The organism is Micromonospora sp. NPDC048999 (assembly GCF_040649295.1).
In the GTDB taxonomy this organism is placed as follows: Bacteria; Actinomycetota; Actinomycetes; order Mycobacteriales; family Micromonosporaceae; genus Micromonospora.
The window spans coordinates 1-12,045 of the sequence record NZ_JBEZFI010000013.1 but is presented as its reverse complement, the minus strand read 5'-3'; the positions used below and the strand labels follow the sequence as shown (position 1 = coordinate 12,045).

General features: G+C 69.5%; 9 protein-coding genes. 1 reads left to right on the top strand and 8 read right to left on the bottom strand.

What is annotated here, in order from left to right; translation table 11 throughout:
* Positions 1 to 3 precede the first annotated feature (3 nt).
* The 5 genes from AB0C02_RS16305 to AB0C02_RS16285 form a co-directional block, all read right to left on the bottom strand.
* Positions 4 to 267 carry a WXG100 family type VII secretion target gene (locus tag AB0C02_RS16305; protein WP_357548809.1) on the bottom strand — a complete coding sequence of 88 codons (264 nt, stop codon included), beginning with the start codon at positions 265 to 267 and terminating at the stop codon, positions 4 to 6.
* 8 nt (positions 268 to 275) lie between these two features.
* Positions 276 to 1,088 carry a hypothetical protein gene (locus AB0C02_RS16300; RefSeq protein ID WP_357548805.1) on the bottom strand — a complete coding sequence of 271 codons (813 nt, stop codon included), beginning with the start codon at positions 1,086 to 1,088 and terminating at the stop codon, positions 276 to 278.
* Positions 1,085 to 2,977: a hypothetical protein gene (locus tag AB0C02_RS16295; protein ID WP_357548803.1), complete on the bottom strand. Its 1,893-nt coding sequence runs from the start codon at positions 2,975 to 2,977 to the stop codon at positions 1,085 to 1,087. Before AB0C02_RS16295 ends, AB0C02_RS16300 begins: the two co-directional genes overlap by 4 nt.
* A 2-nt stretch (positions 2,978 to 2,979) precedes the next feature.
* Positions 2,980 to 3,492 (bottom strand): LemA family protein, encoded by a 513-nt coding sequence (locus tag AB0C02_RS16290; RefSeq protein ID WP_357548801.1) that lies wholly within the window; start codon positions 3,490 to 3,492, stop codon positions 2,980 to 2,982.
* Between the two features lie 302 nt (positions 3,493 to 3,794).
* Complete coding sequence (locus AB0C02_RS16285; protein WP_357548799.1) at positions 3,795 to 6,275, bottom strand: M14 family zinc carboxypeptidase; 2,481 nt, start codon at positions 6,273 to 6,275, stop codon at positions 3,795 to 3,797.
* 332 nt (positions 6,276 to 6,607) lie between these two features.
* Here AB0C02_RS16285 and AB0C02_RS16280 point away from each other — a divergent pair, with 332 nt between their 5' ends.
* Positions 6,608 to 7,114, top strand: coding sequence for a hypothetical protein (locus AB0C02_RS16280; protein ID WP_357548796.1), 507 nt, complete (start codon positions 6,608 to 6,610; stop codon positions 7,112 to 7,114).
* A 96-nt stretch (positions 7,115 to 7,210) separates the two neighbouring features.
* On the opposite strand, the gene AB0C02_RS16275 is transcribed toward AB0C02_RS16280, so the two are convergent.
* The 3 genes from AB0C02_RS16275 to AB0C02_RS16265 form a co-directional block, all read right to left on the bottom strand.
* Positions 7,211 to 8,260 carry an enediyne biosynthesis protein gene (locus AB0C02_RS16275; RefSeq protein ID WP_357548794.1) on the bottom strand — a complete coding sequence of 350 codons (1,050 nt, stop codon included), beginning with the start codon at positions 8,258 to 8,260 and terminating at the stop codon, positions 7,211 to 7,213.
* Positions 8,257 to 10,191 (bottom strand): CRTAC1 family protein, encoded by a 1,935-nt coding sequence (locus tag AB0C02_RS16270; protein ID WP_357549067.1) that lies wholly within the window; start codon positions 10,189 to 10,191, stop codon positions 8,257 to 8,259. Before AB0C02_RS16270 ends, AB0C02_RS16275 begins: the two co-directional genes overlap by 4 nt.
* A gap of 235 nt (positions 10,192 to 10,426) precedes the next feature.
* The gene (locus AB0C02_RS16265) at positions 10,427 to 11,842 is read right to left on the bottom strand and encodes an MFS transporter (protein WP_357548792.1); all 1,416 of its coding nucleotides are present in this window, start codon (positions 11,840 to 11,842) and stop codon (positions 10,427 to 10,429) included.
* Positions 11,843 to 12,045 lie beyond the last annotated feature (203 nt).

Here is a 12,045-nt window from a genome sequence, read left to right as displayed (position 1 = left end):
GGGTTAGGAGCCGGCCTTCATGAGGGCGTCGCGACGGCGGGCGATCTCCGCGCCCGCCTCCCCCATCTGCTGCTGAAGGCGCTGCAACATCGGCTCGAAGTCGCTCTGCCACGACTCGCGGAAACGCGACGCGGCCGGCCCCTCCCAGTAGGTGTTGCCGAGCTGGCTGCGGATCGTGCTGAGCACGTCCGCGACCATGCCGGACTGCCGGTCGAACGTGGCCTTCAGCGCGGCGAGCTGGTCGAGCTCTCCACCGATCATGGGCATGGCGACTCCTAACTGTCGAAGGTGAACGAGCGGTACAGGGCATTGATCAGCTCGGCGCCATCCAGCGGCGCGAGCTGCACGGTGGCATCGTCGTCGGGTTCCGCGCCCCGGTCGTCCGCGAGCGGCGTCAACAGCGCGGGCACGAGCCAGTAGCCGCGGCTCGCGGCCCACGCGAGCTCCGCGCCGGTGCGGCCGTGCCCGGTCCGCGCCACGACGCTCACCGCGGTCAGGTCACCGCTCGCGAGAGCGGCAGTGGCATCCTCCGGTACGCCCGCGGCGGCCGACGCCTCCCGCACGTTGTCCGTCGAGCGCAGCACGCTCAGTTGAACGTTCACCGGCCCGCCGGCCGGCTTCGGTAACTTCTCGACCCCGGCCCGCCACACCAACCGGGGCAGCAGGCCATCGCTGTGGAACGGGGTCAGCCGCACGCCGTCGGGCTCGGGCAGCACCTCCACGGCCGCGTCGCCGGCGGCCGCGTACCGAATGGGCGGGGCCCACCGGCCACCGGTCGCCCGGTGCAGCTCAACCGTCAGCGCGGGGCGGCACACGACCTGCGTCAGGCGTACCACGGACAGGGGAACGCGCGGCGGATCGCCGGGCAGGACGACGGCCCGGTCCACGAGCGACTGTCGTGAGGCGGCGAGCGCCTCCTCCCGCCGCCGGCGCGGGTACACCGCCACCGACGCGCGCAGGTAACGCGGCACCGGCTCCCCCAGCAGCTCGGCGACCTGCACAAAGTCGACGTGGCTGAGCGCGAGCGACTGCTCGACGACCGGTTCGGTCGCCGACGCTCGCCCGCTCACCCCCTCACCCTCGCTCATGTCCCCAGCCGATCTACGGCGAGCTTGAGCAGGCCGGGCAGCGCCGCCTCGCGGCCCGCGGCGACCGGGAGCAGCGCCACCTGCACGGTGGTGTCGCCGACGCGGGCGAACGCCGCCTGGGCGCGCACGAACGCGGCGTCACCGATGCCGGGCAACGGTGTGCCCTGACGCGCCGCTCGCCACGCCATCGAGCCGAACAGGCCGTGCGCCGTGAGCAGCATGAGAATCGGGCCCTCCGGCGCGGAGAACTGCACGAGCCCGCCCGGTCCCGGCGTCCCCTGCACGGTGATCGGCGACGGCCAGTGCAGGGCGCCCGCGACCTCTTCCCCCTGCAACAGTGAGACGTTGCGGGTCAGGGCCGAGACTGGTGCCGCGCCGCCGCCCTCGTGCCGCCGGTTGATCGCGGCGAGGACCAGGTTGTCGGTCGGTAGGTCCGGCTCCGGCCCGTGTGCCATGCCCCGCTCGACGACGCTCACCGCCATCACGCGCCGCGACCAGGGCCGGACTGTCATCTGGATCGTGTCGCCGGTCGCGCAACTGCCCTCCAACGCCAACGGAAGGGCCCACGCCACCGTGTGGTCACTCGTGCCGTCGTCGACCGCGAGGTAGTACGTGATCGGTTGAGGAGGGCTGTTGTCCTCGCTGCTGGCAGTCTGCGTCCGCCATACGGCGATCCAAAGGACCTGACCGGTGATCGTCTTTGGTGCCGCAAGATCGGTGAACGCCCGCACCACGGTGTAGCCACCGCGGAGCAGCAGCACCACGCCAGCCACGGTGATCAAGATCGAGGTGAGGCCGGCGAACGGGGCGAATGCGCTCGCCGACACCGCGTCGATCTGCATCGCGATGTCCACGGCGACGTGGCCGTAGCGGGCGACGGCGTAGCCGATGACGGCCAGCAGGATGCCCCGGAACACCAACTTCGGTGCGGTCTCCCCGTACCGTCCGCTGCTCGGATACCGCACCCGCACCCGGTGCCACGCCCCGCCGAAGGTGGACCAGACCCGGGTCCGGTCGCCCATGCCCATGTCGATGACGGTGCTCGCCGTACGGGTCGCCCCGAGCGCGGCGCCGTAGGCCAGGTAGCGATCCCAGAGCCCGACGGCGGCCGGCGGCAGATCGGCGAACGCGTCGTGCCCGCGCAGCCAGTCGCGCACACCCAGCCACCGGCTCGCGGCCTGTCGCCCCGCGGCGGTGCCCCGCTCCCCGTTGTAACGGCCGGCGAACGTCGACAGGATCGCGAAGCTGACGAAGCACGCCCCGGCGATCCCCTGGAGGTCGTCGTCGTGCTTGCCCGGCGTACGGATGGCCCAGTGCCCGAAGCCGTAGGTGATCCCGGCGGCGGCGACAGCGGCCACGATCACCAGGAAGGTGACGATTGCCGGGCCGAAGCGACGACGCGACAGGCCCCGCGCCCGGCTGTCCGCGATGACCTCCCTGCGCAGCGCCTTCCACCAGGACTTCGCCGCCTTCTCGTCCCGGAAGGTCATCGCGGTCAGCGGCACCACGCCGTCCATGGTCAGTTCCTTGACCCGCTCGTAGACCCGAGTCTCGTACGCGTTCAGCCCGGTCGGCACGGTGCCCGTCAGATGGACCGTGGTGTGGTACGGGTCGTTGTCGGGCTGACGGAACTCCAGGTAGCCGCGCGCGCCCAGATCCAGCAGCGTCGCCTCGGCGGCGTCCTCGGTGACCTGCCAGCCGGTGCCGAGCAGGCTCGCCACAGCGGGCGGCTCCTCCGGCAGGTCCTGAGAGGCCGGCGCGGCGTGGATGTGGCGCGGCTTGGTGATGGACAGCATCATCGCGTACGCGCCGAAGAAGAGCGCGAGGGACGCGCCGATGGCGCCGATCTCGAGGACGGCGGGGCTCATGCCGAGGACGGCGGGGTTCATGTTTAGAACCGCACCTGCACCGGGCCGCGCTCGCCCTCGGCCGTCTCGAAGAACTGCCGCGTCTTGAACCCGACGAGACCGGCGATCAGCACCGTCGGGAAGGTCTGCCCGGCGGTGTTGTAGGTCTGCACGGCCGAGTTGTAGAACTGCCGCGCGTACGCGATCTTGTTCTCGGTGGTGGCGAGCTCGGCCTGCAGGGCCGCGAAGTTCTGGCTGGCCTTGAGGTCCGGGTACGCCTCGGCCACCGCGAAGAGCCGACCGAGGCTCTGGGTGAGCACGTTCTCCGCCTGGGCCCGGGCGGCGGGATCGGCGTTCGCCGCCGCGACCACCCCGGTACGCGCCGCGGTCACCGCACCGAGGGTGGCGCTCTCGTGCGCGGTGTAGCCCTTGACGGTCTCCACGAGATTCGGGATCAGATCCGAGCGTCGCTTGAGCTGCACGTCGATCTGAGCCCACGAGGCGTCGACCTGGTTACGCAGTCGTACGATGCGGTTGTAGGTCCCGATCGTCCACACGAGTACAACGACGATCAACAGGCATACCAGCCCGCCGATGACCGCTAAGATTCCGCCCGCCTTCGCCACGGGGCTCCCCTTCTATGAACGTCCACAGACCGTCGCCGGGGAGTGTGCCACCCCTGCGCAACGGCGGCATCGAACGTTCGGTGTGGTCGACCGCGGTCGTCCGGACACGATGCCCATGCCGCGCGGTCACCCGCGCGCTCACCGGGGTGAGCGTGCGCGACCACTGCCTCGTCAGTGCGGGCAGAGCCCCCACCGACGAGGCAGTGGTCACCAGATGGGCGGACGTACCACTGCTACTTGATGGTGATCGTCGCCTGGCGGTAGTTGTTGCTGGTGTCGTTTCTCGTCGGGTCGTAACCCTTCTCGACGTTGCCGGCGACGTCCACCGAGAACCAGCGGAACGTGGTGGTCTCGGTCACGTGGAACACCTGCCCGGGCTCGCGGAACTCGGTCGCCGCGTAACGCGGCGACTCCAGGGTCGGCCGGCTGCCGTCCGTCGTGTAGTAGATGGTGGCCGGCTCACTGGTCTCGAAGCGCACGTCGACGGAGCCGGTGTACGTTCCCGCACCGGGCACCAGCGATGACGTCGGCTTCTTGTTGTCCTGGCCCCACTCCGCCGCGATCCGGAACATTTCCACGATCCCGTTGGCGTACTCCATCGTCTCGGAGTGGCCGCTGACGAGCTCCGGGTTTCCCTCCCAGGCCGGCTGGAACGAGCCACCCTGCCAGTTGCCGGTGGCCGGGTTGTAGACCGAGCCGCCGACCTCCCAGCCGAAGGCGTAGATCCCGTAGGTGTGGTACAGGTCCTCGCGCACGTTGCCCGCGGAGGAGTAGAGGACGTCCGACGAGCCGCCGACGTTCTCCGGCGTGACGACGGTCTGCCGGTAGGCCTTGACCTGGGAAAGGATCCGGCCGGCCGACTGCCAGTAGAACGCCTCGTCACCCAGCGGCGGGCGCGGCGTGGTGATCCGCCCGTCCGCGATGTAGGCGCCCGGCTGCCAGAACAGCTGGCCGCCGTTGGAGTGCACCGACATCATGAACTTGATGTTCCGGTACTTCTCGACGAGCCAGATGATGTTCTTCGACTCCGGCTCGGACAGCTTCTCCGGCCCCTGGTACGTGTCGCTGATGCAGCTGGTCGAGCCGCCCGAGTAGCCGTCGTGTCCCGACCCGACCCGGTAGTTCCGGTTCAGGTCGACGCCCCAGGAGTTGCGCCGGGCCGGATCGGCGTCGGCGTCCGCGCAGTGGTTCGTCAGGTTCCGGCGCTGCGAGGCGTAGTTGTAGAAGCTGTAGTTCGCCCCGTCAGGGTTGTTCGACAGGATAAGGAAGACGTCGGTGTTGTCGACGATCTTCTTCGTCTCCTTGTCGGTGTCGTAGTTGCGTACCAGGCGCTCGGCCGCCTCCAGCGAGGTCGTCGCGGGCACCCACTCGCGGGCATGGTCCTGCGCCTGGATCAGGACGCCGGGCTTCTTGCCGTCGCGGTGCTTGCCGATGCGCAGGACGGGGATGGTGGCCGGGCCACGCGGCACCTCGCCCTCCGGGGCGCCGACGCGCTTCTCGTCGAGGAAGTCGGTCAGGGCCACCGGGACCGCGGTCGCCTGGACGACGCCGGTGCCCGCGTTGGTCCGGTACGGGTGGGCCCGGTCGATCAGGCCGCCAGACTGCGTCTGGAGTGCGTTCGCCACCTGCGCCGCGGTGCTCGCGAGCGCTCCGGATGCGTTCTTCGCGAGCAGAACGCGAACGGCCTTGCCGGTGACCTCAACCGTGAGCGGAAGGTTCGCCCCCGGCCGGTTCACGAACTCGACGGTGATGTCGTTGCCGCCCTCGTGGCCCCACGCCGCCGAGCTGACGACGACCGCGGACTGCCCGGTGCCGCCGATCGTCGCCTGCGCCTTGCGCTGGTAGCCGTTCGTCTTGTTCGGCAGGTAGACGATCTCGGCGATCTTCGGGTACTGCCGGGCGATCTCCTCGGCGCGGCGGTAGAGCTGCTGCGGGGTCTTGTAGCCGTCGATGAAGTCCCGCTTGTAGCTGGGGTTGTCCGTCAGCGGCGGCGCGCCGTCCTCAAGCCAGTTGGAGACGTAGCCGGTGGTGACGCCGCCGGTCGAGCTCGTGACCCGGATCTGGCTCGGGCGCGCGGCGAGCTTGAACAGGTTCCGGTGGAACATGTACTGCCCGGAGTCGACGAACCGGCTCATCGTCCGGGCGTTGCCGAACGAGGTGCCTGTGCCCGAGTCGCTCTCAAGCTGCATCGTGACGATCGGGCTCGCCTGCTGCCCCTGGGTGGTCCGTGCCTCGACGTAGAGGAAACCCTGGCCCTTCGTGGTGAACCAGTCGGCGCGGACGATCCGCACCGTGGCCTCCTGGCTGAGCGCCTGGACAGTCTGCAGGCTCTGCAGGCGAGAGGCCTGGAGGCCGCCGTCGGCCTCCTCGCTCCAGGCGAAGCCCTCGTCGTCGCCGAGGATCCTGACGCCCAGCGCCTCGAGTTCGGCGACCTGTTCGGCGGTCACCACCGCCTCGCCCTCGATGCCGTCCGGCACGCGCTTGAGGCCGTGCTCGAGGTCGAAGCCGGCGTCGACGACCTTGTCCAGCATGTCGCTGCCGGTCAGCTGGATGCGTACGAGGCTTGCCGAGTCCGGATCTTCGAGGCCGGATCGAGCCGAGCCCGCCGTGGCTGGTCCCGCGGGATCCGCGCCCGCGGGCGCGGTCGTCATGAGGACGCTCCCCACCAGTGCGGGCAGCGCGAGAAGCGCGATTCGCACTTGTCTGCGTCGCATTCTTCCCTCCTTCTGCTTGTGGCGTCTGTGGTGACCGACCCTGACGCGAGCCGGCCGAGTCCATTGAGGACAGTTGTGCCGAGCTCGCAAACGACCATCCCGGGTACGGCGATGGTCACCGTCGTGAGGCGAATCGGGAGGCCGTGGGCGAGCTGGGTGCGGTGAGCGTATGCGCATGCGTGACATCGATGGCTCGCGTTCACCGGATTTGAGCATTACTTGAGGCACCACGGTGAAGCCCCGGCCGATGTCAGCGCGAGGCGCACGTCGTTCCCGGCATCGCCACCCTAATCTGACTGCGTCGAAGTGCGACTTCAGTAAGAGGAGCGTCCATGCGTCGCGCATTTGCCCCGTTTGCGGGCCTGATCCTGTTCGCCGTGGCCGCCTGCGGAAGCACGGCACCCGAATCGAACAATTCGCCGTCGGACGGCTCGTTGACGGATGAGGCCGGCGGCAACGGTGTTGCCAACGAGACGGTGCCCGAATGTCCCTTCACCGCGGCGCAGGTCTCCGAACTGGTCGGGCAGGAGATGCACGACGACGGGCCCTGCCTGTGGCGTGACAGGGAAGGGATCGCCTTCGTGACGATCACCATGGCGACCTCGAGCAGCGGCGCCCTCACCTACGACTATCAGCGCAAGAATGCCGAGGACACCTTCAAGCGGGTGACCGACCTCCAGGACGTCGACAAGGGCTACCTCGCGGTGAAGGACATCGAAGCCGAGACCGTCGTCATCACCAAGGCCGGCAACTACAACATGAACCTGCACAACTTCGACTGGGACCCGGGCAAGTACGAGCAGACGTCCCGCGAGATGCTCGACAAGATCCTCCACTGACGCATCCCGTGATCATGTGACCCGGCCGCAGCGACCGGTCCCGGCGAGCGGCGGCCCCGGCGGTCGGGGCAGCCGGCGGCCGGGACCGGTGGCCGTTCAGCGGGCGACGGGCAGCGCCACCGACGCGGGCGGCGGTACGGGCGTCAGGTCCTGCGCGGGCGGCCGGTTGCGCTCCATCAGCCACTTGCCCCACCAGAACAGGCCGCGGGCGAGGCAGACGATGGTGACCGCGAAGAACATTGTGTACACCACGTTGAACACCATCAGCAGGCCGTAGACCATGCCGACGCTGGCGCCGAACATGAACTGCATCCGCGGCGCCGCCGGGGTGGTGCCCGGGTCCGTGATCATGTAGTTGGTGAACAGGACGAAGGCCACCCCGGTGATCGGCACCAACGCGGCCAGCAGCGCCACGTCCCAGACGAAGTGCCGGATCAGCGCCTGGATCACGAACGCGCCCACCCAACCGACGATCAGCGGCACCTTCTTGGTGAGCATGGCGTTGAGCACCGTACCCGCGGTCACGATGATCAGCGGGATGAGAATGCTGATCACCCCGGGGACGTTCTCGGTGAAGTGGTACGGCGGGGCGATGTTGACCCAGGAGAAGGCCAGCAGCGTGATCGTGATGCCAAAGTTGGACGGGTTCATGAAGTGCCGCATCCGGCCCTTGATAGGTGCCTGGAGCACGGCCTTCTGGCCGATCGCCACGACCACCGCGAACGCGATGGGCCAGAAGTTGTCGTTGGCGTAGAGCAACATGTTCGCCGCGAGGGCGGTGATGTGCGTGGGCAGCAGGAAGGTGTACATCCCCCAGAGGCCGTTGCCGCTGAAGGCCAGCGGTCGTTTCAGCGCCCGCGCGGAGACGATCTCGATGACGATCTCGGCGGTGTAACCGACCGCCAGGGCCAGGATCGGCCACAGCCAGGGCTGCTCGAAGCCGAGCACCGTGTAGCCCAGGATGTTGAAGATCGACATCGAGATGGCGAAGTTGCGCAGCGCGAGGTAGCGCGGGTCCTTGCGGTCCACCCGGGGTACGCCGAGCTGGACGGCTGCGGGCGCCGGCTGCGGCGCGGTCGCGGGCGGGGCGATCGTGGTGGTGCCGGGCAGATCTCTGGCCGCCTCCGGTCGCTTGACGTCCGTCATCGCTTCGTCAACTCCTCGGCTCGACTGGTCAGGTGAATGTCGTGCCACCCGGCGGTCAGGTCGAGCGTCTGCCGGTGGGTGGCGCCGGTCAGGTCGCGCCAGCTCAGCTCCGCCTTGACCGGCCGGTCCCCGGCGGAACCGAGGCCGAAGAAGACGTCGAAGCTGCGCTTGCCGGAGTGGCCCCCGCCCCCGTCGAGCTGGGCGAGCTGGGTACGGCCCTCGGCGGTGGTGATCCGCACCTGCGCCCCGTACGCCGGTGAGGTGCCGTCGCCGGACAGCGTGGGACGGGTCAGCCGCAACCCCAGGAAGTTCCCGTTGCCGGCCTTGTCGTTGCGGTAGAACGCCGGCGGTCCCCACTGGCGGGCCACCGCGAAGTCCTGAGCCCCGTCGCCGTTGGTGTCGGCGACCGCCACGCCCCGGGTGGGAGTGGGCACGGCCATGCCGAGTTCCTTGCTGATGTTGACGTACCGGCCGTTGTCCTCGCGGACCCAGAACGCGAGCGTGTTGCCGCCGGCGATGTCGTCACCCGGTTCGGCCTTGGGCCACATGTCCGGGTCGTCGAGCAGAAGATCGTTGCTGATCGCCAGCTCCTGCAACCAGTTGAACCGGTTGATGGTGCCCTTCACGAAGCCAGTGGCCTGGACGACCACGAGCTGGCCGCTGTTGTCGAAGTCGGCCATCTTGGCGTCCCAGCCCCAGCCGACCCAGGCCATGTTCTTGGCGGCCGCCCGGTTGCGGAACGGCGCCTCGCCCTTGAGCAGCTTCTCCCGGGCCTGCTCGGGCGTCGCGGCCGTGTTCTGCCAGAGGAAGTTGCTCTCTTCCAGGCCCCACGACTCGGTGATGTTGCTGACGAACGCGTCGAACCGGCCCCGGCTCTCCAGGTCGGCGAAGTCGATGGACATGCCCTTGAACGAGTCGTTCCCGAGCACCAGCGACTTCGGGGTGACCGCGTCGCGGCGCCCCTCCACCAGCTCGAACCGGATCTGGCCCGGCGTCGACCGGTTGTGGAAGAGCCGGTCCTTGCCGAAGTCGTTGGCCAGGTACAGCTCCGGCAGCAGATCGCCGTCGAGGTCCGCGGAGGCGGCACCGAGCGTCCAGCCGGTGAAGTACGCCGGGTCGCCGACCGTCTGTTCCTCGTAGCTCACTGAGGGCAACAGGCCGGTGGTCGCGCCGGTCCAGTGCAGGAAGTGCGCGCCGCCGGAGTTGCGCGCGTGCGACATCGAGTGGTTCATCTGCACGTGCGGCAGGCCCTGCGGGTCGAGGACCTGGCTGTCCGGGAAGTAGTTGAAGATCCCGATGTCGGGCCGGCCGTCCCCGTCGAAGTCGGCCACCGCGACGGCGTTGGTGTTCCACAGCGGACCGCGGTAGACCGAGCCGGTGGTCTGCTGGGGGATCAGCTCGACCGGGTGGTACGCCGCCGGGCTCAGCGAGGTGACCCCGGGCTTCTGCAGGAACAGCACCGGCGTGCGACCCCAGTAGTAGACCAGCAGGTCCATCCGCCCGTCGAGGTTGAAGTCGCCGGGAACGCAGCCCATCGGGGCGATCGCCGGACCCATCGGCAGCGGGGCCGGGTCCAGCACGAACGGCGCGTACCGGTCGCCGGTGCCCGGGACCGGGGTGACGATCACCGTGTCGCTGCGGGTGTCGACCAGGCACATGTCGTTGGCGACGCCCTGGCCGTCCAGGTCGTTGATCGCCACCCCGGCGCCGACCGACGAGACCCAGGACCGGATGTGCTCGTACCTGGGGTTGACCGGGCGCACCGTACGCTGCGGCAGGCCGGGCGGCAGCGCGACGGGCAGTTCGGTGAACGCGTAGCGGGACGCCAGCGCGCTCCGTTCCTCGGCCGACGCCGAGGGCAGTCGGGCCACCGAGAACAGGCCGGCGACCAGCACGAGGACGAACACGGGCGGGATGAGTCGGCGCAGGATGCCTACGGATTGCTGCGGTGGCAACGGTCCCCCTCGGGTAGACGGCGCCGGGACGTCCGGGTCGGCCCGGCAGTGGGCGATCGTGGCGGCTACGGGCGGGTCGGACGCGTCGCCACGGTCACCAGCCATCGCCATGCTTTCGTCCGACTGCGGGCGATGTCTTCTCAGGACGTGCTCAGCGGCAGGACCGAGCACGGATGAATAAACACCGACGCTCGAAGATCACCCGAACGGCTTACCGCCGCTTGCGTGGCAGGGCGCTGAGGAGAGGCGGGGATTCCCACGCGGGTTCTCCGCGGCCCTGCCAGCGTTCCAGGTCCGGCGCTTCCAGTCGCGGACGGCCCGACAGGTAGAGCGCGGTTGCGCCGGCGAGCCCGACGGCCGCGATGGCGAGACAGATCCAGAGCGCAGCACGGGTACCGGAGATCTGGTCACTGCCCAGGGTCGCGGCGAGGAATACCAGGATCGGGGCGGTCAGGAACGCGGTCACGGCCCGCAGCAGCTCGATCAGGGCGAACACCCGCTGCAGCATGTTCGCCCGCAGGGACAGGCCCGCCAGGAAGAGGGCTGGCGAGACCGCCGCTGCCACGCCCAGCCCGAGCAGGCCGGTGGCCGCCGCGAGGGCGGGACCGATCGCCGGGAGCGCGACCACCAGCAGCGCCGCGGATGCCACCACCATCAGCAGCCCGGCCGCGGTCAGCAGCGGGGTGAACCGGGTACGGAACAACGCCGCGAACAGTCCGGCGACGGCGATGGCGGCGACGAACTCGGGGAGGAAGATGAGGGCGGTGGTGACGGGTGTGCTGGCGGTACGCAGCACCGTCAGGAGCAGTTCCGTGGCGCCGATGGCGGCGGCACTGGCGGTGAGCGCGGCGAAGATCCCCGCCAGGGGGACCGAGGTGGCGAGCGCCTTGACCGGTACGAGCGGGTTGGCCAGCCGGTACTCGTAGACGACCAGGAACGTGATCAGGGCGACTCCGGCGATGAGGGGGACCAGCGACGCCACGTCGGCGCTCATGCCAGCCACCAGTCGGCCCGCGCCGTAGAAGGCCGCGCCGCAGCCGGTGACACCCAGCGCCAGCGCGACGATGTCCCACGGCGCGCTGGGGTCCTGAGGCGGGGTGTCGCGGAAGGTCAACACGGAGAACAGGAGCGCCAGGCCCGCCACCGCCGCGACACTCCAGAACAGCAACCGCCAGCTGCCGGCGGCAGCCTGTAGTGCGCCGATGGTCGGACCGACGGACACGGCGCCGAAGATGCACAGGTTCAGGATGCCGGCGCTGATCGGCATCCTGGCCGCCGGCCACGACGTGACCAGCGGGGGTACCGCGGCGATCAGCATCAGGCTAGTCAGCAGCCCCTGGGCGATGAAGGCCGCGATGAACACCGTCGCGTTCGTGGCCCCGGCGGCGACCACCGACGCGACGAAGAAACACACCTCGTACCCGACGAGCATTCGTCGCGGCGGGAAGTGCATGGCGAACTGTGCGGCCAGCAGTGTGCCGACCGCGTACGCACCGGCGGACAGGCTCACCGTCACCTGCAACGCGGCGCGGGAGATACCGAGGCTCGTCGAGATGGGCTCTCCGAGAGAGAGAACGGCCACCGTCAGGATCAGGTACGGGACCAGGGAACAGACGACGAGGGCCACGGCCCCCCGGTAGCTTCCTGCGAGCGGTCCCTGACGCACCCGCGCGCCATACCCACGGCGCACCTGGATAAACCGAGCGTGCTCCACCCGCCCGGCCCGGCGCCGCTTTCTGATACGAAAATCGGGCGGTCGTGGTGATCAGGTCAGGCTGCTTGTGCGGGTTGGACCGTGACTTGGTAGCCGAGTTGGTGGAGTTGGTCGAT